18 protein-coding genes are annotated in these 20850 nt (G+C 70.7%); 17 read left to right on the top strand and 1 reads right to left on the bottom strand.

The features are described from left to right. Nucleotides 1-452 precede the first annotated feature (452 nt). Nucleotides 453-1382, bottom strand: coding sequence for a MarR family transcriptional regulator (locus AB0M56_RS15625; RefSeq protein ID WP_364175854.1), 930 nt, complete (start codon nucleotides 1380-1382; stop codon nucleotides 453-455). 191 nt (nucleotides 1383-1573) lie between these two features. Between AB0M56_RS15625 and AB0M56_RS15620 the strand changes: the two genes are divergently transcribed. From AB0M56_RS15620 to AB0M56_RS15540, 17 genes are all read left to right on the top strand, one after another. Beyond that, nucleotides 1574-2626: a cupin domain-containing protein gene (locus AB0M56_RS15620; protein ID WP_364175851.1), complete on the top strand. Its 1053-nt coding sequence runs from the start codon at nucleotides 1574-1576 to the stop codon at nucleotides 2624-2626. A 4-nt stretch (nucleotides 2627-2630) separates the two neighbouring features. After that, the gene (locus tag AB0M56_RS15615) at nucleotides 2631-3821 is read left to right on the top strand and encodes an FAD-dependent monooxygenase (RefSeq protein ID WP_364175849.1); all 1191 of its coding nucleotides are present in this window, start codon (nucleotides 2631-2633) and stop codon (nucleotides 3819-3821) included. 25 nt (nucleotides 3822-3846) lie between these two features. Next, nucleotides 3847-4761: a fumarylacetoacetate hydrolase family protein gene (locus AB0M56_RS15610; protein ID WP_364175846.1), complete on the top strand. Its 915-nt coding sequence runs from the start codon at nucleotides 3847-3849 to the stop codon at nucleotides 4759-4761. 87 nt (nucleotides 4762-4848) lie between these two features. Then, nucleotides 4849-6030, top strand: a complete 1182-nt coding sequence (locus AB0M56_RS15605; RefSeq protein ID WP_364175843.1) for a cytochrome P450 — start codon at nucleotides 4849-4851, stop codon at nucleotides 6028-6030. A 12-nt stretch (nucleotides 6031-6042) separates the two neighbouring features. Further along, entirely contained in the window at nucleotides 6043-6246 is a 204-nt protein-coding gene (locus AB0M56_RS15600; RefSeq protein WP_364063908.1) for a ferredoxin, read from the top strand. An 8-nt stretch (nucleotides 6247-6254) separates the two neighbouring features. Next, nucleotides 6255-7421, top strand: coding sequence for an FAD-dependent oxidoreductase (locus tag AB0M56_RS15595; RefSeq protein ID WP_364175840.1), 1167 nt, complete (start codon nucleotides 6255-6257; stop codon nucleotides 7419-7421). Next, nucleotides 7418-8380 (top strand): amidohydrolase family protein, encoded by a 963-nt coding sequence (locus AB0M56_RS15590; protein WP_364175837.1) that lies wholly within the window; start codon nucleotides 7418-7420, stop codon nucleotides 8378-8380. Before AB0M56_RS15595 ends, AB0M56_RS15590 begins: the two co-directional genes overlap by 4 nt. Before the next feature lie 129 nt (nucleotides 8381-8509). Then, complete coding sequence (locus AB0M56_RS15585; RefSeq protein ID WP_364175834.1) at nucleotides 8510-9493, top strand: ABC transporter substrate-binding protein; 984 nt, start codon at nucleotides 8510-8512, stop codon at nucleotides 9491-9493. Then, the gene (locus tag AB0M56_RS15580) at nucleotides 9490-10350 is read left to right on the top strand and encodes an ABC transporter permease subunit (protein WP_364175831.1); all 861 of its coding nucleotides are present in this window, start codon (nucleotides 9490-9492) and stop codon (nucleotides 10348-10350) included. The genes AB0M56_RS15585 and AB0M56_RS15580 overlap by 4 nt, the downstream gene beginning before the upstream one ends. Further along, nucleotides 10347-11138 (top strand): ABC transporter permease, encoded by a 792-nt coding sequence (locus tag AB0M56_RS15575; RefSeq protein WP_364175828.1) that lies wholly within the window; start codon nucleotides 10347-10349, stop codon nucleotides 11136-11138. The genes AB0M56_RS15580 and AB0M56_RS15575 overlap by 4 nt, the downstream gene beginning before the upstream one ends. Nucleotide 11139: 1 nt before the next feature. Beyond that, on the top strand, nucleotides 11140-11922 hold the full coding sequence (locus tag AB0M56_RS15570) for an ABC transporter ATP-binding protein (RefSeq protein WP_364175826.1): 783 nt from the start codon (nucleotides 11140-11142) through the stop codon (nucleotides 11920-11922). Further along, the gene (locus AB0M56_RS15565) at nucleotides 11919-13121 is read left to right on the top strand and encodes an aminopeptidase P family protein (RefSeq protein ID WP_364175823.1); all 1203 of its coding nucleotides are present in this window, start codon (nucleotides 11919-11921) and stop codon (nucleotides 13119-13121) included. The genes AB0M56_RS15570 and AB0M56_RS15565 overlap by 4 nt, the downstream gene beginning before the upstream one ends. Beyond that, nucleotides 13121-14020: an NAD(P)-dependent oxidoreductase gene (locus AB0M56_RS15560; protein WP_364175821.1), complete on the top strand. Its 900-nt coding sequence runs from the start codon at nucleotides 13121-13123 to the stop codon at nucleotides 14018-14020. The genes AB0M56_RS15565 and AB0M56_RS15560 overlap by 1 nt, the downstream gene beginning before the upstream one ends. Beyond that, nucleotides 14017-15204 carry an alpha-hydroxy acid oxidase gene (locus tag AB0M56_RS15555; protein WP_364175819.1) on the top strand — a complete coding sequence of 396 codons (1188 nt, stop codon included), beginning with the start codon at nucleotides 14017-14019 and terminating at the stop codon, nucleotides 15202-15204. The genes AB0M56_RS15560 and AB0M56_RS15555 overlap by 4 nt, the downstream gene beginning before the upstream one ends. Nucleotides 15205-15699: 495 nt before the next feature. Continuing rightward, on the top strand, nucleotides 15700-16242 hold the full coding sequence (locus AB0M56_RS15550; protein WP_364175816.1) for a nucleotidyltransferase family protein: 543 nt from the start codon (nucleotides 15700-15702) through the stop codon (nucleotides 16240-16242). Nucleotides 16243-16248: 6 nt separating this feature from the next. After that, nucleotides 16249-17145: an aminoglycoside phosphotransferase family protein gene (locus AB0M56_RS15545; RefSeq protein WP_364175813.1), complete on the top strand. Its 897-nt coding sequence runs from the start codon at nucleotides 16249-16251 to the stop codon at nucleotides 17143-17145. Between the two features lie 370 nt (nucleotides 17146-17515). Continuing rightward, complete coding sequence (locus AB0M56_RS15540) at nucleotides 17516-20761, top strand: TIM-barrel domain-containing protein (protein ID WP_364175810.1); 3246 nt, start codon at nucleotides 17516-17518, stop codon at nucleotides 20759-20761. The last annotated feature ends 89 nt before the right edge of the window (nucleotides 20762-20850 follow it).

The following is a 20850-nucleotide window of genomic DNA, read 5'->3' as shown; positions in this document are numbered from 1 at the left end:
CTCGAGCTGCTGTCCGCGCCCATCATCGCCAACAGTTCGGCTCGCGGCCTTCCCCGGTCGCCTAGGCGGCGCGGGGTTTTTGTTGCCTTGCAAAACGTGCAGGTGCGGTCAGTGACTCCGGAAAGGATCCAACAACCCCAAAACGGCGCGGCGCCGAAGGCTCGATTGCTCTGGCGCGGTGAAGGGGTGACCGGCTGGTTACAGGCCGGCCCCGGTCCACCATCAGAACGGGGGCAGCCGAGCACCTGTCACCTTCAAGGGCGGCAAACCAAACATCACAACGGTTCGCGGCCGCCGGGCGGGTGCGTTGTCCACACTGGAGTGTCGGGCGCGAGCCCGCCGGGAGTTACCGCGACACCGTCCAGGCTATCTCGCCGATCCGGCGATCAACCCCTGGCTTACCCGGTTAACGCATGCGATTGCCTGATGCGGCGACAGTCTTCACCGGACGGTCATTGGTAGGCGACGCGGCGCAGCAGGCTGATCAGCTTGTCCTGTTCGGCGGGAGACAGGGGCGCCACCAGGTCGCGCTGAACGGTCTGCACCGCAGGCGTCACCTCGGCGAGCGTGTGGCGCGCGAGATCGGTGAGCACCAGGAGCTTGCGCCGCCGGTCGGTCTCGTCCCGGGTGTCGAGCAGCCAGCCTCGCCGCCGCAATCGCGCCACGATGTCCGCGGCACTGGACTTGTCGAGCGACGCCATCTCGCCGGCCGCGGTCTGGTCGATCGCCGGGCGCCAGACGAGGCTGCACAGCAGCGCGTACTGCGATGGCGTGAGCCGGGTGCCGACGTGCCGGCTCCAGAGTGCGCCGTGCACTTGCTCGGCCCGCCGGATGAGGTGGCCGGGCGTCGAGCTGAGCCGCAGCACCTCGATGTCCTTGTCCTCGTCCTTGCCGCCAGTGGGCACCTGCCCCTGGTAGGCCACTCGGCCCAGCAGCCTGCCGAAGCTGCGCCGCAGGTTCGGTCCCAGCGGGTGCTGCAGCCGGTCCTGCACCGTCTCCACCCGGGCGGTGAGGTCGGGCAGCATCGCCTTGGCCGAGGGAGTCAGCGACAGCAGGTACCGACGGCCGTCGCCGGTGTCGCGGTCACGCCGGATCCAGTCCTTGCGCCGCAGCCGGTCGACGATGTCGGCCGTCGTGGACTTGTCCAGTGACGCCGCGCGGCCCGCGGTGACCTGGTCGACCCCCGACCGGCGGCTCAGCGCGCTCAGGATCGCGTACTGCGGACCGGTGACTTCGGTGCCGACCTCGGCTGACCACAGCGCCGTGTGCGCCTGCTGTGCGCGGCGGATGAGGTGCCCGGCCGTCGTGTCGGGCGGCAGCACGAGGGTGACCGGTCCCGGTGCCTGGGGAGGTGGGCTGCTGCCGATGGCGGTGTTTCGCACGAGAGTCCCCTTCTTGACCGGTTCACTGTAGCGGACCGAGATCGGCCGTGTCCGTACTATCTCGGCTTGATCGACGCCGTGGTTGCGCCGTGAAGCTCTTGACTGTCAACAAACTAGCGTCTAGCGTCCCGTTTCATAGTACGTACACGTACTAATTTAGCTTGTCTCGTGGCATGCGGAGGGAAACCCCCATGGCGACATCTCGCTTCACGGATCAGGACAGCCGGCTGGACGAGCTGTACGGCGACGTGGCGGCAGCCGATCTCCAGCCGTTGTGGAAGCTCTCCGGCCTGCTGACGGCGGAGCCGGTGCCCCGGACCGTCCCGTACCGGTGGCGGGCCGAAGCGCTCAGCGGGCTCGCGGCTCGCAGCGGCGAACTGGTCGGCATCGACCGGGGCGGCGATCGCCGGGTGCTGGCCTGCGCGAATCCCGGTCTCGGCGGTGCGCCGTACGCGACCTCCACCATGTGGGCCGGGATGCAGTACCTGGGTGCGGGGGAGCGCGCGCCCGCGCACCGGCACACCCCGGCGGCACTGCGGTTCGTCCTCGCCGGCGAGGGTGCCTGGACGCTTGTCGACGGCGACCCGTTGCGCATGGCGACCGGTGACCTCGTGCTCACCCCGAGCATGACCTTCCACGAACACCACAACCCCGGCGCCGAGCCGATGATGTGGCTGGACGTGCTCGACTTGCCGGTCGTCGCCGCGCTCGACGCGGTGTTCTTCGAGGAGGGCGCCGCCGCCCAGGGTGGCTCGCGCAGCGAGCCGGCCTCCGCCGCCGAACGGCTCTGGGGCGCTGGTCCCGGCCTCGTGCCCGGCGGCCTCGGCAAGGCCCGGCACGAGGCGGCGCACTCGCCGCTGCTGGTGTACCGGCGCGCCGACACCGACCGGGCGCTCGCGGCGCAGCTGGCCGCCACCGGAGCGAGCGAGGCGCAGATCCGCTACACCAATCCGCAGACCGGCGCCGACGTCATGCCCACCATGCGCTGCGAGATGCGGCGCGTGCGCGCCGGCAGCCGCAGCCGCACGACCCGGCAGGCCGGGTCCCGGGTGGGAGCGGTGCTGGCGGGCACCGGCGAGGTGCTGATCGGTGACCACCGCTTCGAGCTCGAACCGGGTGACGTCTTCGCCGTGCCGTCGTGGGCTCCCTACGGCCTTGCCGCCGAGGAACACCTGGACGTGTTCAGCGTCAGTGACGCACCCGTACTGGAAGCGCTGGGCCTCTACCGCGAACGGGAGTGCTGAGCGTATGGCGACGACACCACTGCCCACGTTGATCGTCGGTGGCGGTATCGGCGGGCTGGCCGCGGCGCTGTCCGTGGCCCGCGCCGGGCGCGAGGTCCACCTGCTCGAACGCGCGGCCGAGTTCACCGAGATCGGCGCCGGCCTGCAGTTCGGCCCGAACGCGATCCGGATGCTCGACCGGCTCGGCCTGCTCACCGAGCTGCTCGACGTCGCGGTGCTGCCGCGCCACGGCGTGATGCGCAACGCGATCACCGCAGACCCGCTCACCACACTCGATCTCGGCGGCGCCTTCCGGGAGCGCTACGGCTACCCCTACGTGGTGGTGCACCGCAGTGATCTGCTGTCCATTCTGGTCGAAGCCTGCCGGGCGGAACCGTTGGTGCGACTGGAGAACAACCGGGTCGTCGCCGAGGCGTGGGCCGACGAGGACGGCGCCGGCGTGCGCTGCGAGGACGGCGCCACGTACCGCGCCGAGCTGCTCGTCGGCGCCGACGGGCTGCACTCCGTGGTGCGCAAGCTGGTCTCCGTCGACCAGCCGGTGCCCAGCGGATTCGTCGCCTACCGCGGCGCGCTGCCCATGAGCGAGGTGCGGACCGAGGTCAGCAATGACGACGTGGTGCTGTGGGTGGGGCCCGGGCTGCACCTCATCCAGTACCCGGTGCGCCGCGGCGAGCTGTACAACCAGGTCGCGGTGTTCCGCAGTGACAGCTTCGGCCGCGGCGACGAGCCGGTGGGGCCGGTCGAGGAGCTGTTCGGCCGGTTCGGCGAAGCGTGCGAACAGGTGCAGCGGCACGTCTCGCGCATCGAGACCGGCCGCTGCTGGCCGATCTACGACCGGGACCCGCTGCCCACGTGGGTGCACGGCCGGGCGGTGCTCCTCGGCGACGCGGCGCATCCGATGCTGCAGTACCTCGGCCAGGGGGCGTGCCAGGCGCTCGAGGACGCGCTGGCGCTGGGCGAAGCAGTTCGCGGGAGCGGCACCGACATCGGGAAAGCCGTGAAGTCCTACGACGCCGTCCGCGTTCCCCGTGCGGGGCTGTGCCAGACGCGGGCGCGGCTGTGGGGCCAGGTCTGGCACACCGGCGACCCGGTCACGCTCGGGCTGCGCGACCGGTACATGCGCTCCCGGCGGCCGGACGACTACAGCGAGCTGGACTGGTTGTACGCGGCGGAATCCGCCGTCCTTTCGTCCTGATCGGCACGACACCGAGGAGCCGGCAATGAAGTTGCTCAGTTACCGCGGCCGCGACGGCCTCGACCGGGTCGGCGTCGTCGCCGACGGCGTGGTGCGCGAGGTCTCACCGGAACGCGCCGCCGGGCCGGCCGGGCTCAGCCCGATGCGGCGCCTCATCGCGGCGTCCGGGGCTCCCGCGGGGGACGTTCCGCTCGCCGACGGTCCCGGCGTCCCGCTCGACGAGGTCCGCGTGCTGCCGCCGGTGCCGGATCCGACCAAGATCGTGGCCGCGCCGGTGAACTACGTCGACCACCAGGCCGAGATGAGCCAGAGCGTGCACGTCGGCTCGCTCGGCGTGTTCCTCAAGGCGCCCTCGTCGCTGATCGGTGCCGGCGACATGGTCCGCCTGCCCTACACCGACCGCCGGTTCGACCAGGAGGGTGAGCTGGCCGTGGTGATCGGCCGCACGGCCCGCGGGGTACCCGCGGCCGACGCACTGTCGCATGTGTTCGGCTACACGTGCCTGCTCGACATCACCATGCGCGGCGGGGAGGACCGCTCCACCCGCAAGTCGTTCGACACCTTCACGCCGATGGGGCCCTGGCTCGTGACGCCGGACGAGGTCGGTCCACTCGAGACGCTCCGGCTGACCTGCTCGGTGAACGGCACCCTGCGCCAGGACGCCGACGTCCGCGACCTCATCTGGGACGTGCCCGCGCTCATCGAGTACGTCTCATCGGTGATGACACTCCATCCTGGTGACGTCATCAGCACCGGCACGCCGGCCGGCGTCAGGGCCATCCACGACGGCGACTCGGTGACCGCGGCCGTGACGCGGGTCGGCGAGCTGACCGTCGGCGTCAGCGCGACCGGTGCCGTCACCTGCCCGACCCTGGGAGCGGGGGCGGGCCCGGTGCCGCCGGCCGAGCTCACCCCCGTCCGCGCTCGCACGGCGAACTGATCCCGCTTTTCCCGGCCGCTCAAGCCAAGTCGGAGGTGCACCATCACTACCACAGAGATTTCCGGGCAGCCGATCCCCGAGTACCCGATGTCCCGGCCGCCGGGCTGTCCGTTCGACCCGCCCGCCGAGTTCCGCGCGCTGCGCGCGGATGAGCCGATCTCCCGCGTGCGGTTGTGGGACGGCAAGATCGCCTGGCTGGTCACCCGATTCGACGATGTCCGCGAGGTGCTGGCCGACCCGCGGTTCAGCGCGGACATGACCAACCCGGGCTTCCCCAGCCACAGCGCGGGCGTTTCCGTGACCCGCCAGAAGCACCCCACGTTCCTGAACATGGACGACCCCGAGCACGCCAGGCACCGCCGGATGCTCACCCGGGACTTCATGATCAAGCGGGTCGAGGCGCTGCGCCCGCGCATCCAGCGGCACGTCGACGAGCTGCTTGACGAGTTCACTGCCGGCCCACAGCCTGCCGACCTGGTCACCGGATTCGCGCTGCCGGTGACGTCGTCGGTGATCTCCGAGCTGCTGGGGGTTCCCTACGAGGATCACGAGTTCTTCCAACGGCAGAGCGGGTTGCTCATCTCCGGTGAGACCGGTGCGGACGAGGCGCTGGAGGCGTTCGCCACGATCCGCGAGTACCTCGGCGGCCTGGTCGAGCGCAAGGCCGCCGAGCCGGCACCCGACGTGATCAGCCACCTGCTCGAAATCGAGCGCGCGGGCGGCCTGAGCCGCGACGAGCTGATCAACATGCTCAACCTGCTGCTGCGCGCCGGGCACGAGACGACCGCCAACATGATCGCGCTCGGGACGTTGGCGCTGCTTCAGAACCCCGCCCAGCTCGCCGCGCTGAAGGCCGACACTTCGCCGGCGGCAGTGGCGAATGCGGTCGAGGAGCTGCTGCGCTACCTGACGATCACCCACTACGGCCGGCGGCGCGTCGCGCTCGAGGACGTCGAGGTCGCGGGCACGCTGGTCCGCAAGGGCGAGGGCGTAGTGGCGGCCAACGACTCGGCCAACCGCGACCCGGAGGCGTTCGGCGGCAACCCCGACGAGCTGGACCTGTCCCGGTCCGCGCGGCACCACCTCACCTTCGGCTACGGGGTGCACCAGTGCCTCGGGCAGCCGCTGGCGCGCGTCGAGCTGCAAGTGGTGTACCCCACGCTGCTGCGGCGCCTGCCGGATCTGCGGCTCGCGGTGCCGGTGAGCGAACTGCCGTTCAAGACGAAGAACGTGTTCTACGGGCTCTTCGCGATGCCCGTCGAGTGGTAACGGAGCCAGCGCATGAAGGTCGAAGTGGAAGCCGACAAGTGCATCGCGTCGGGGCAGTGCGTGCTGTTGTCCGACGCGGTGTTCGACCAGCGTGAGGACGACGGGATCGTCGTGCTCCGCGTGAACGACGTGCCTTCGTCCGAAGAGGACGCCGTCCGCAGCGCCGAACGGATCTGTCCCGCGCGGGCGATCCGCCTGGCCGCGTCGGGCGGGTGAGCGCGAACATGAGAGCGGTGGTGGTCGTCGGTGCGGGCGCGGCGGGGCTCACTGCGGTGGAGACGATGCGGGAGCACGGTTTCGACGGCCGGCTCACCCTGATCGGCGCGGAGCACCACGACCCGTACGACCGGCCGCCGTTGTCGAAGCAGATCCTGCTCGGTTCCTGGGAGCCGGAGCGGCTCGCACTGCGCCCGCCCGGCAGCTACGCCGAGCTCGGGCTGGACACCCGATTCGGCCGGCAGGCAACCGGGCTGGACCTGCCCGGCCGCCGCGTCCGGCTCGACGATGGGACGGTGGTGGCGTTCGACGCGCTCGTGATCGCCACCGGCGTGCGGCCGCGGCGGCTGCCCGGCGCCGAGGGCGTGTGCTACCTGCGCACGGTCGAGGACGCGGTGCTGCTGCGGGAGCGGCTGCGTTCGGCTCGACGCACCATCGTGGTCGGCGCGGGGTTCCTCGGCGTCGAGATCGCGGCGGCCGCGCGGTCGCTCGGCTCGACCGTCACCCTCGTCGATCCGTTGCCCAGTACCATGATCCGGCAATTCGGGCCGGCACTGGGCGAGCTCGTGCGGGCGGCGGGTGAAGAACGCGGCGTGGAGTTCCGGATGGGCGTCGGGGTCACGACCGCGGACGCCGGATTGGTGCGGCTCGACGATGGCACGACGCTCGCGGCCGACGTCGTGGTCGCGGCCGTCGGCGCCGAACCGGCCATGGAGTGGCTTGCCGGCTCCGGGCTCGACCTGCGCGGTGGCGTGCGCTGCGACGCGTTCTGCCGAGCTGCCGACGGCGTCTACGTGGCCGGCGACGTCGCGGCCAACCCCGATCCGGCGACCGGTACCCACCGCCGGTTCGAACACCGGATGAACGCCACCGAGCAAGGGCGGCGCGTCGCGCTGAACCTGCTCGGGCACGACGAGCCGTTCGCGCCGTCGCACTTCTTCTGGACCGACGCCGGCGACATCCGGATCCAGGCCGCCGGCACCTTCGCCGACGGTGAGCTGACGGTCGTCGACGGCTCGGTGGCCGATGGCAAGTTCGTGGCCGCCCACGCGGCGGGCGGCCGCGTGACCGGCGTCCTCGGCTGGAACAACCCCCGCGGGTTCACCCGGGCCCGAGGCAGGCTCGGCGCCCCGGCCGGGGGAGGAAAAAGCACCGAAGGGAAAGTGCTGACATGACCACCGGCCGGATCGACACCCACCACCACATCGTTCCCCCTGTGTGGGCGGACGCGCTGCGCACGAGCGGCTACTTCGGCGGGCAGGCCACGCCGGCGTGGAGCCCGGCCGCCGCGCTCGAGCTGCTCGACGAGCTCGGCATCGCGACGGCCGTCGTCTCCGTCGGGCGTCCCGGCGTGCACCTGGGCGGCAGCGTCGCCGACACGCGGAAACTGGCACGGCAGGTCAACGAGTACTCCGCCGGGCTGGTCCGCGACCACCCCGGTCGCTTCGGGTTCTTCGCCTCGGTACCACTGCCCGATGTGGACGGTTCGCTCGACGAGGTGGCCTACGCCTTCGACGAGCTGCACGCCGACGGCGTGATCCTGCTGGCCAATGTGGACGGCGTGTACCTCGGCGACCCGGCGTTCGACCCGCTGATGGCCGAACTGGACCGGCGGGCGGCGGTGGTGTTCGTCCACCCGACCGCGCCGCCCGGCCCCGCGGTGCCGGGCGTGCCGCCCTTCGCCGCCGACTTCTTGCTCGACACCACCCGCGCGGCGCTCAACCTGGTGCGCCACGGCGTGGTGGCCCGGTTGACCCGGATGCGGATGATCCTCTCGCACGCCGGAGGGTTCGTACCGTACGCGGCGCACCGCATGGCCAGTCTCACCGAAGGCGCGGCGGGGCACGTCGTCACGCGCGAGAACTTCCTGCGCGACCTGCGCACGTTCTACTTCGACACGGCGTTGTCCGCCAACGCGGACACCCTGCCGAGCCTGCTCGCGTTCGCCGGGCCGGACCGTGTGCTCTACGGCAGTGACTGGCCCTACGCCCGCGGCGACAACTCCCAGTACTTCACCGCGCAGCTGGACGCGTATCCGCTGTCCGAAACGCAGCGCGCCGCCGTCAACCGGGACAACGCACTCGCACTGCTACCGCGGGTGTCCGAAGCGGACACGGCGCGTATTTCCCAGTAATAACAACGAAAAAATGTGTCCGTGCACGCGAGCGCGGCGTACGATACGGGCACTCTTCTTCTCCCAGACGGGCAATTCCACGGCCCCGCAAGGACTTTGATTCGTTTCACCGGCGAAACGGAGCCAACCGTGAAGTATCGACGCAAACTCGCGTGCCTGGTGCTCACCGGGGCCATGTTCCTGCTGTCGGCGTGCGGGGCGCTGAGCGCGACCAACACGCTCGGTGGCGGGTCGACCGGCGGCCTGATCCCGATCACGGCGGGGGTCGCGGCGTCGCAGTCGTCGACCGCGATCCTGGTGGGAGAGCAGCACGGGTTCTTCGCGCAGAACGGGATCGACCTCACGATCGGCCGCGCGGCCACCGGTGCCGGAGCGATCACCCAGGTCATCAACGGCCAGCAGCAGGTGGCGCTCGGCGGCATCTCGCCGGTCGTGATCGCGGCGGCCTCGCACATCCCGGTGCAGATCGTGTCGGGCGCGGTCGCCGACCGTCCCGCCGCGGCCGGGGCGCAGTACCAGACCATGGTGGCGGGTGGCAGCCCGATCCGGTCCTTCAAGGACCTCGCGGGCAAGACGGTCGCCGTCAACTCCCTGAAGTGCTGCTGGGAGTTCTGGATCCGCGAGGCGATCGAGAAGGACGGCGGCGACTCATCGTCCGTCCACTTGGTACAGCTCACGTTCCCCGACCAGGTCACCGCCCTCGAACAGGGCAAGGTCGACGCGATCAGTACCGCCCAGCCGTACGCGACAGCTTTGCGGAAGAAGGGCTTTCGGGACATCGGTGACTCGCCGGCTGTCGCGTTCGCCGATCCGGACGCCGACAACACGGTGTTCTTCATGGCCAAGTCCTTCATCGACCAGCATCCCGGCATCGTGGAAAGGTGGCGCAAGGCGGTGCGAGAGTCCAGTGAGTACGCCAACGCACATCCCGACGAGACCCGCAATGCCATCGTGAAGCAGACGAAGGCCGATCCCGCCCTCGTGGCACAGGCCCCGCTACCGCTCTACACCGCGGACGTCAGCCGCCAGGTGATCGAGAAGGAAGCGGCGTTCACGGTCAAGTACGGGGTGGTCTCGCCCGCGCCCGCATACGGAACGTACGTAGTGCCATGAGCACCCAGCCGACCCCCACCGGCCTGGCCCCCGCGCCCGCCGGATTCGACGCACCGACGCCGGCGGCCGCCCCCGCCCGCCGGGCTTCCCGGCCCTGGCTGCTGCGCGGCCTCCCGTGGCTGACCACCCTCGGCATCCTCGTGCTGTGGGAGCTGATCGCCCGTGCCGGCTGGCTGCCGCCGGAGGTGCCGTCGATCAGCGCGATCGGGACGGCGCTCGTCGAACTGGCTCCCACCGTGGGGTTCGTCCACGCCCTGATGGCGACGCTGGAGCAGGTCGCGGTCGGGCTGGCCGGCGGTGTGGTCGCCGGCCTGGTCCTTGGCGTCGCGCTCGGCGCCGTGCCGCTGCTGTACCGGCTCGTGCACTACCCGCTCGACTTCCTGCGTTTCGTGCCCGCCGTGGTGTTCCTGCCGCTGATGCTGCTGTTGCTCGGTGCCACCCCCCGGGTGTCCACTTTGCTCGGCATGGTCGGTGCGCTGTGGCCGATGCTCTTCCAGACCTTCTACGGGGTCAGCGGCATCAACGATGTGCTGCGCGACAGCGCTCGCGTGTTCGGGCTGCGGGCCCACCAGCGCCTGGGGCACGTGGTGCTGCCCGCCGTGGCACCCTTCGTGGCCACCGGGGTGCGGCTCGCGGCGTCGCACGTGCTGGTCGTGGTGGTGGCGGTCGAGATCATCGCGTCGGTGCGGGGGATCGGTGCCGATATCGCCGTCTACGCCTCGAACGCGGTCTACCCGAGCATGTACGCGCTGGTGTTCGTTGTCGGTGTGCTCGGTGTCCTGGCCAACGTCGGACTGCTCGCGATCGAGCGTCGTGTGCTGCGCTGGCACATCTCCTACCGTGAGGAGGCCAGATGACTTCGATGGTGCGCCCGCGCCGGGCCGGACGCCGGTTCACGGCGTGGCTCGTCTCGCTCGTCGTCCCGGTCACGGCCCTGCTGAGCTGGTGGTTCGCCTCGCTGGGCAGCACCTCGCCGTTCTGGCCGTCGCTGCGCTCGATCCTCGTGTCGTTCCAGCAGTTGTGGCTGTTCAGCCGGTTCGCCTCCGACGTGCTGCCGAGCGTCGGCCGGATGCTGCTGGGCTACTGCGTGGCCGTGGTGCTCGGCGTTGCGCTGGGCGTCCTCTTCGGACGGTTGCCTCTGCTGCACCGGGCGTTCGACCCGGCGCTGCAGTTCTGCCGGGCCCTGCCTGCCACGGCGCTGGTAACGGTCAGCATCGTCTTGCTCGGGATCGGTGACCTGCCGAAGATTGTGCTCACCGCGTTCGTCACGGTCTTTCCCGTGCTGCTCAACACCATCGACGGGGTGCGGGCAGTCGATCGGGAGCTCGAAGATGCCGCGCGGTCGTACCGGCTGACCCGGGCGCAGCGGGTGCTGCACGTGCAGCTGCCCGCCGCCGCGCCGAACATCCTCGCCGGGATGCGCATCGCCCTGACCGTGGCTTTCGTGATGATGGTGGTGACCGAGCTCGTGGCGGCGACCAACGGGATCGGGTTCGTCACGTTGCAGGCGCAGCAGAGCTTCGAGGTGTCCGAGATGTGGGCTGGCATGCTCCTGCTGGGGATCCTCGGCGTGCTGTTCAACGGCGCCTTCGTGCTGGTCGAACGCCGGCTGCTGCGCTGGTACACCAAGGATCGGGAGAGCTGACATGCTGACCGTGGAACACCTGAGGAAGTCCTACCGCTCCGCCGGCAGCGAGCTGGAGGTGCTGCGCGACATCTCGTTCACCGTGAACGCCGGCGAGTTCGTCACGATCGTCGGCCCGTCCGGTGCCGGCAAGACCACCCTGCTGCGCTGCTTGTCCGGGCTGCTGCCCTCGTCCGGGGGCAAGGTCGTGCTCACCGAGACGGGCAAGGTGATCGAGAGCCCGCCGCCGGAGGTCGCCTGTGTCTTCCAGGACTACAGCCGTTCGCTGATGCCGTGGTCGAAGGTCGGCCGCAACGTCGCGATCCCGTTGAAGAACAAGATCCGCGACCGCGCGGCGCGCCGGGTCGCGGTGCGCAAGGCGCTCGAGGAGGTGGGCCTCGACGGGTTCGACGACAGCTACCCGTGGCAGCTTTCCGGCGGGATGCAGCAGCGGGTCGCGATCGCGCGCGCCATCGCCTACCGGCCCGAGTTCCTCATCATGGATGAGCCGTTCGCGTCGGTGGACGCCCAGACGCGTGCGGACCTGGAGGACCTGGTGCTGCGGGTGCGCCACGACGCCGGGCTGACGATCGTGCTGGTCACCCACGACATCGACGAGGCCGTGTACCTCGGTGACCGGGTGATCGTGATGTCCGGACGCCCGACCACGGTGCTGCGGACGCTCGACGTCGACCTGCCCCGGCCGCGCAGCCAGGTGACGACCAAGGCCCTGCCGCGGTTCACCGAGCTGCGAACCGAGGTGCTCACCCTGATCAGCGGCGCGAAGACGGGAGCTGCGCGATGACCGGAACCGAGCTGTCCGAACGGCTGAACCACCCGGTGAGCACCGCCGAGCTGCAGAGGCGGTGGCGCGCGATCCGCGAGGGTATGGCCGCCTGCGGGATCGACGTGCTGGTGGCGCAGACTAACAACGACTACGTCGGCGGCTACATCCGCTACCTCACCGACATCCCGGCGACCAACGGCTACCCGGTCACTGTCGTGTTCCCCCGCGAGGAGCCGATGACGATCATCCGACACGGCGCGCGTGGCGAGGACCTGGTGGTCGATCCCGTCCACGACCCGGTGCTGCGCGGCGTCGGCCGGGCGCTGGCGAGCCCGTACATGAGCTCGGTGTCCTACACCCGCTACGACGGGGCGGAGCTCGCGCTCGACGCGCTGCGGCCGTTCGCCGGCGGCCGGATCGGGTGGGTCGGCACCGGCACGATCCCGCTGGCGTTCGGCGAGTACCTGCAGCGTGAGCTGCACGCGGCGACGTTCACCGAGGCCGCCGACGTCGTCGACACCGTCCGCGCGCTCAAGTCCGAAGAGGAGCTGGACCTGGTGCGCGCCACCGCGAAGCTGCAGGACGCGGCGATCGCGGCGGCGTTCGATGCGCTGCAGCCGGGGATGCGAGACAGCGACGTGGCTGCCGTCGCGCAGCACACGGCGCAGTCGCTGGGCAGTGAGCAGGGCATCTACTGGTGCGTCTCGACCCCGCTCGGCGAGCCCGGCCGGATCGCGCACCCGCACAGCCAGCACCGGGTGATCCGGGAGGGCGATGCGTTCCACCTCATGGTGGAGGTGAACGGCCCTGGCGGGATGTACACCGAGATCGGCCGCTCCGGCGTCGTCGGCCGGGTCCCGGACCGGATCGCCGAGGAGTACGACTTCTGCCTGCGGGCGCAGCGATTCTGCTACGGCCTGCTGCGTCCCGGCGCCGCGCCCGCAGACATCTGGGCGGAGTACAACGAGTTCCTGCGCGACAACGGGCGGCCGGAGGAGCTGCGGTTGCACTGCCACGGCCAGGGCACCGACCTCGTCGAGCGCCCGCTGATCCGGGCCGAAGAGCCGATGGTGCTCGCGGCGGGCATGAACCTCGCCTGCCACCCGCGCTACGTGCTCGACGGCTTCTGCCACTGGGTGTGCGACAACGTGATCATCGGGGACAACGGCGTCGAGGAGCTGCACAAGTTCGACAAGCGGCTGGCCGAGCTGGGCTGATGACGAGCCAGGTCGTGGCTTCCGGGCCGGACGAGGCACTGCCCGCGCTGCGCGCCGCCGCGCCGGGGCGGGTCTGCGTCGTCCCGCTCCCGTCGTCCGGGGGACCGGCAGCGGTGCGGGCGTTGCGGGACGTCGAGTTCCTCGTGCTGGAACACCAGCGCACCGACCTGCTCCCCGTGCTCGGCGAGCTGCCCGCGCTGCGGATCGTGCAGACGCTGATCGCCGGTGCCGAGTGGCTCGAGCCGTACCTGCCGGACCGGGTGCGGCTGAGCCGGCCCGCCGGTGCGCGCGACAACGCGGTGGCCGAGTGGGTCGCCGCGGCGTTGCTCGGGCTGGCCAGCGGGCTGCTGCCTGCCGTGCGCGAGCAGTGTCAGCGGCGATGGCGCCGTAGGGTGAGCGCGGAGCTGGCCGGGGCCCGGGTGGTGCTCGTCGGTGCCGGGTCGATCGGCCGCTGCGCCCGCGACAAGCTCGCCGGCCTCGGGGCCTCGGTCACCGTGGTCGCGCGCACAGCTCGCGCCGGGGTGCACCCGGTGACCGAGCTCGACGACCTCGTGGCCGAGGCCGACGCGGTGGTCCTGCTCGTGCCGGCGACCGCCGACACCGCGGGGCTGGCGGGTCCGGGATTGCTGGCCCGGATGCCGGACGGGGCCGTGCTGGTGAACGCCGCGCGCGGCACGGTGGTCGACACGGCGGCGCTGACCGCCGAGGTCCTCGCCGGGCGGCTGCTGGCGGTGCTGGACGTCACCGACCCCGAGCCACTGCCGCCGGATCATCCACTGTGGACCGCCCCAGGGTGTTTCCTCTCGCCGCACATCGCCGGCGCCACGCGGCAGGGGAAGGCGCGGGCGATCGAGGCGGCGGCCGAGCTGCTGGCGCGGTACGTGCGAGGCGAGGGGTGAACCGCGCCGGCAACATCGCCGAACTGCGCGAGCGCGCACGCCGCCGGGTCCCTCGGCCGGTGTTCGACCTGGTCGAGGGCGGCGCCGAGGACGAGGTGACGGCGCGGCGCAACGTCGAAGCGTTCCGTGCCACGCGGCTGCTGCCCTCGGCCCTGGCCGTGCCCGGCGAGCGCGATACCGCGGTGCGGATCTTCGGCGACCGGGTGGCGTCGCCGATCCTGCTCGCACCGACCGGCGCGGCACGAGTGCTGCACGGCGAAGCCGAGATGGCCGTCGCCCGGGCGGCCGCCGCCCGCGACACCGTCTACGTCCAGGGCATGGTGGCCAGCTTCTCGCTCGAGCAGGTCGCCGCCGCGGCCCCTGGCCCGCGGTGGTACCAGCTCTACCTCTGGCCGGACCACGCGGCGGTGCGCGCGCTGCTGGACCGCGTCGCGGCGGCCGGGTACCGGGCTCTGGTGGTCACTGTGGACAGTGCGGTGTTCGGCAATCGCGAACGGGATCGCCGCAACGGGTTCACCGTGCCGATGCGCTTCGGGCCTCGGATGGCGCTGCACTGCGCCACGCGCCCGAGCTGGGCGGTGGACATCGCGCGCGGCCACCTGCGCCGGCGCGGCACGCACCACAGCCGGGTCGCGCCGCACGCGATGCAGCGCGACATGCTGCGCAGCCTCTATCCGGTGACCGCGCGGGATCTCGCCGACCTGCGCGCGTGGTGGTCCGGCCCGCTCGTGGTCAAGGGCGTGCTTCGCCCGGCCGACTGCCGCGTGCTGCTCGACCTCGGCGCCGACGGCATCGTGGTGTCCAACCACGGCGGCCGCCAGCTCGACCGCGCGCCCGCCACGATCGAAGCCCTCGCAGGCGTCGTCGCCGAAGCCGCGGGCCACGCCGAGGTGTTCCTGGACGGCGGCGTGCGACGGGGCACCGACGTGCTCGCCGCCCTGGCCACCGGCGCCCGCGCGGTGCTGGTCGGCCGGCCCTACCTGTACGGGCTCGCGGCCGGCGGGCAAGCTGGCGTGGAGCGGGTGCTGCGGGTACTGACCTCGGAGCTCGACCGCGCGATGGCCCTCACCGCCTGCGCCCGCATCGAGGACATCGACCACCGCGTGCTCGCGACGAGCACCGCCGGAGCCCTCACCGTGGCCCACCCGCCCGGGGGAGGCTGCCAAAGAGGGCGGTTGCTGTGACGAGCCTTGGCGAGGAACGCGATCCGAATGATGCCGCGAGACGTCATCGGCTGTACGGCGCCCAGTCGATGGCTGCGCCGACGACCTCGTTGTATAGACCTTGCACCCAGGGCAGTGGGTCCGGTAGGAGGGCAGCGGTGGCCCAGTCGCCCCAATGGTCGTCATAGGGGCTCGGGTCGCCGCCTAAGCACTGGAGGGCGCGGCGCAGCAACGATGGCCAAACACCTCGGGCAGCCTCAGCCAGGCGTTCGTTCTCTGCGCCGACTGCCGCGAGACCCTGAAGGAAGTTGAACTTCAGGCCGGCGCCCGCGCGCCTCCTCGCCGTGAGTCATCAGCCACGCGGCCACCTCCGAATTCAAGATCATTTCGGTTCATCGCGTTTGCGGTGCCCGATGCTCGCCGCGCAGATGGTAGGCATAAGCGGTGATCAGCCAACTACCTGTTGACGAACAACTCGACGCCTTCCGAAAGGTGCTCTCCCGCAACGAGGTGCTGATGGAGGTACTGTCCCGGTCGGTGTCGCTGGGGCTGCCCGGCTGGTATCTCACGGCAGGCTGTCTGTTCCAGACCGTCTGGAACGCAGTCACCAACCGGGCGCCCGGCGACGGCATCAAGGACTACGACCTGTTCTACTTCGACGCCACCGACCTGTCCTGGGAAGCGGAGGACGCGGTGATCCAGTCGGCGAAGCGCGTCTTCGCCGACATCCCAGCCGAGGTGGAGATCCGCAACGAGGCGCGCGTCCATCTCTGGTACGAGGACAAGTTCGGGACGCCATGTCCCGCCCACACCTCCACTGAGGACGCGATCGACTCCTTCGCCGCGACCACCTGCTGTTTGGGGGTCCGCGTCGAACCAGGCGGACGCTGGCGCGTCTACGCCCCGCACGGGTTATCCGACGTGTTCAACCTCATCGTCCGGCCCAACCCAATCCTGGCCCCACGCAGTGTCTTCGAGGCCAAGACCAGTCGTTGGCGCCACCAGTGGCCCGAGCTCACAGTCCTGCCCTGGCCGACACCCGCCGCCTCAGTACTGTGACTTCGTATGACCGACGCCGAGATCGAGATCACCGCAGACCTGGTCCGCGACCTCCTGCAGGAACAACATCCAGACCTTGCGGGGCTGGCCATCCGTGAGGTGGCGGGCGGCTGGGGCAACCAAATGTGGCGTCTCGGGGACGAGTTGGCCGTGCGCATGCAGCGGATGGACTCCACCCCGGAGCTCCAGCTCAAGGAGCGGCGATGGCTACCCGTGCTGGCCCCGCACCTGCCGCTCCCGGTGCCGACCCCGGTGCGGTTCGGCGAACCGTCCGAGCGCTTCCCCAAGCACTGGACCGTGATGACGTGGGTTCCCGGCGAGCCATTGGACCATGGCACGATCAGCCGCGGCGCCCACGCGGCCGATACGCTCGCGGCTTTCCTCCAGGCGCTCCATGTAGAAGCACCCGCCGAGGCGCCGATCGCCACGGATCGGGGTGCCCATCCCAGGAACTGCACGGGCGGCTTCGACAACTTCTTCCAGGCCGTTGCTCTTGACGACATCGCTGCCGACGTCCGGGCCGTCTGGGACGACGCCGTCGCGGCCCAGGCGTGGGATTGCCCGCCCGTGTGGGTGCACGGCGACCTCCATCCTGCGAACGTCGTCGTCTCGGACGGAACGCTCTCGGGCATCGTCGACTTCGGTGACATGTTCGCCGGCGATCCAGCGTGGGACCTCGCCGCCGCATGGGTGCTGCTACCCGCGGGCACGGCCTCACGGTTCTTCGAGATGTACGCGCACGCGGACGAGGCGGCGATCCGCCGCGCCCGCGGGCTGGCCGCGATGAAGAGCCTCTTCCTGATGCTCATGGGGCAGAACGGAGATCGGGGTCTTCCCGGCGGCAAGCCTCACTGGGGACCTGCAGGTCGCGCAGCACTTGATCGTGTTCTGAAGGGCGTTTGATGCACGCTTCGTTGAACTTCTCCGAACTCGATTTTCATGGTCCGAGATTCGTCCGGATATCGATCCGAAGGGCAGCATGCCCGGTTCGGTGGCGGTAAATTTCCGCCGGAGGTGGCGTCGCCTAGGGCCAGCCGTACGAACCATCGCCCAGGTGCTCGAACTCGTCCGGAAACCGTTCCCTTGAACGGATATCTTTCACGCCCGGAGCCCCACGCTCGGCGCTGTGTGGTGAGTGCCCGCCAGGACAGAACATCGGACAACCTTGAACCCGCGTCTTCATTCTTGATCGTTGCCGAACTACCGTCGCCGAAGATCTGTCTAGGAGGCAACGGTGGCCACACGGGCAACATCTGTCCGACGACGACCTTTGGTGCGGCTGCTGGCCGTGCTGTGTCTGGCGGGCACGCTGGTGTCCACCGGCGCTTCCGCCGGTGCGGCGCCCGCTTCCGGCCTGGCCGCTCAAACGGTGACGGCCGGGCAGGCGCGGTTCGAGGTTCTTTCGCCGACGCTCATCCGGACCGAGTACGCGGGCGACTCCGCCTTCGTCGATGCCGGGACATTCAACGCGGTCGGCCGCGGCAGCTTCGCCAGAACCCCGTACACCACAACGAAGCGTGACGGCTGGCTGACGATCCGGACCAGCGCCGTGCGGTTGCGGTACAAACTCGGCTCAGGGGCGTTCTCCGACGACAATCTGACCGTCGAGCTTCGTACGGGCGACCAGGACGTCACGGCTGGCCCCTGGAAGGGCAAACTGACCCCCGTCTGCGCGTTCGGCACCCTGTGCGAGGCCGAGAACCTGCAGCTTTCCGGGCCGGGCGCGGCGAGCGACCACCGCGGCTACACCGGCGACGGCTTCGCCGCGGGCTTCGCCAACGCCGGCGACGGCTTCGCCGCGGGCTTCGCCAACGCCGGCGACGACCTCGCGTTCCGCACGACCGCCCCGGCGGCCGGCGCCTACCAGTTGGATCTGCGGTACGCCAACGGGTCCGGCGGCGACGGGCAGCACACCACGCGCACGCTCACGGTCCTCGTGGACGGCGGTGACCCGCACACGGTGTCGTTGCCGCCCACCGCCGACTGGGACACCTGGACGCTCGCCACCGTGCCGGTGACGTTGTCCGCGGGGGAGCACCAGGTGACCGTCGAGCGCGGCGCCACCGACTCGGGCAACGTCAACATCGACAGCCTCGCCGTGGTCACGACGGGCGCCTCGTACCCGCAGCCCGTTCCGCCCGCGCCCACACCGTGCGCCTTGGGCGCCCTCTGCGAAGCCGAGCAGGGCGCCCTGGCCGGCGGCGCGCACCCGGCGAGCGACCACGACGGCTACTCCGGCAAGAGCTTCCTCGCGGGCATGGAAAAGGCGGACGCGTCCGACACGCTCACCGTGACCGGGGTGCCCGCGAAGGGCTCGTACGACCTGCAACTGCGCTACGCCGACGCGACCGCCGTCTCCGGCCAGACCCAACCCACCACCCTGTCCCTCCGGGTGGGCGACGCTGCACCCACCAGCCTCACGCTGCCGGCGACGAGCAGCTGGAACTCGTGGCGGACCACGGCCGTCCCGGTCAAGCTCGCGGCCGGCACCAACACCGTGACGCTCGGCTGCCCCGACTCGACGAACTGCCACCTCAACATCGACACCGTCGCGATCGCCCGGCCCCACTCGCCGCTGCTCGCCCCGCACGCGGCGCTGGGCGGCTACCGGCGCGGGCTCGACGGCGTGGACGGCACCGCCGTCACCGCACCGGGGATCCTTTACCAGGACGGCTGGTCGCTGCTCGACGACACCGCCTCGGCACTGTACGACCCGCGTACCAAGGTCGTCACGCAGCGCTCTGGGCATGGTGGCAAGGCCTACCAGGACGGGTACGTGTTCGCCTATGGCCAGGACTACGCCCGCGCGCTGCGTGAGCTGTCCCAGCTGACCGGACCTTCGCTGCTGCTGCCGCGCTGGTCGTACGGCGTCTGGTACTCCGAGTACTACGACCGCACGGCCGCGGACTTCGAGCAGAACATCCTGCCGAAGTTCCAGTCGGAGAACGTGCCGCTGGACATGCTCGTCGTCGACACCGACTTCAAGGCGCCGAACAAGTGGAACGGCTGGGAAATCGATCCGTCACGGTTCCCCGACCCGGCGGCGTTCTTCCAGTGGGCGCACGACCAGGGCCTGCACACCGCGCTGAACATCCACCCGAGCATCCTCGCCTCCGACCCGCAGTTCCCGGCGGCGCAGGCGACCGCGAAGGGCAAACTGAAGCCCGGCAGCTGCGGGGGCGGCGGCACCGACTGCTACGTGTTCGACTTCGGCGACCCGGACCAGTTGAAGGCCTACTTCGACCTGCACCGGCCGATGGAGCAGCAAGGCAACGACCTCTGGTGGCTCGACTGGTGCTGCGACGGGTCGAACTCGAGCCTCGCCGGCGTCACGCCGGATGCGTGGATCAACCAGCAGTACGCCGACGACGCGGCGAAGACCGTCGGCCGCGGGTTCGCGTTCTCCCGCGCGTACGGCTCGCTGCAGGCCGGTGGCTACAGCTCGCCCACCCCGGTGCCCACGGGGCCGTGGGCGGACAAGCGCACCACCCTGCACTTCACCGGCGACACCGTTTCCGACTGGGCCACGCTGGGATTCGAGGTCGGCTACACGCCCGGCGAGTCCGCGGCTACCGGCCTGGCCTCGGTGAGCCACGACATCGGCGGCCACACCGGGGGCCTGCAGGAACCGGGCAGCGAGCCGGGCAGCACGAAGCTGCCGGACGACCTGTACGCGCGCTGGGTGCAGTTCGGTACCTTCCAGCCGATCGACCGGCTGCATTCGAACCACAGCGACCGGTTGCCGTGGCAGTACGGTGCCGCCGCGGACGCGTCGGCGACGAAGTTCCTGAACCTGCGTGAAGATCTCGTGCCGTACACGTACACGCTTGCGCAGGAGGCCACCGCAACGGGCCTGCCCCTCGTGCGGCCGCTGTACCTGCAGTACCCGGGCCAGCAGGAGGCCTACGCCCAGGCGGGCGGAGAGTACCTGTACGGCCCGGACGTGTTGGTGGCGCCGGTGACCAGCCCTGGTGCCACCGCCACCACGAGTGTGTGGTTCCCGCCCGGCAGCGACTGGACGGACTACTTCACGGGGAAGATCTACCACGGCGGCACCACGGCGCAGATCACCACGGGCTGGGACACGATGCCGGTGTTCCTGCGCTCGGGCGGCATCATGGTGACCCGCAGCGGGAGCGTGACCCATGACGAAAACAACCCGCTGACCGCGGCGACGGTCACCGTGGCCGGCGGCCACGACGGTGCGTTCACCCTCTACGAGGACGACGGGCAGTCGCCCTCCGCGAAGGGCGCCACGACCGGCATGACCTACACCGAGGGGGCCCACTCGGCGACACTCGCGATCGACGCCATGCACGGGTCGTACCCGGGCAGGCCGGCGCAGCGCACGTGGACCGTCCAGTTCACCGACACCAAGGCGCCGTCGGCGGTGCTCATCGACGGTCACCGCAGCGCCGACGGGTCCTGGGCCTGGGACCCCGCGACGAGGACGGTGACCGTGCGGACGCCGGCGCAACCGGCGGCCCGCCCGCTCACCGTGCGGTTGCTGAACTCGTAGCCCGTCGTCGGTCCGGAGGACGCCTGGGTTCGGCGTTGCTCCGGACCGACGGAGTTTCGGCTCCACCGAAGACGTCCTCGAAATGCAGT

The organism is Amycolatopsis sp. NPDC051372, from assembly GCF_040682095.1.
In the GTDB taxonomy this organism is placed as follows: domain Bacteria; phylum Actinomycetota; class Actinomycetes; order Mycobacteriales; family Pseudonocardiaceae; genus Amycolatopsis.
The sequence above is the reverse complement of the archived record's forward strand: the minus strand, read 5'-3'. Positions and strand labels throughout refer to the sequence as shown.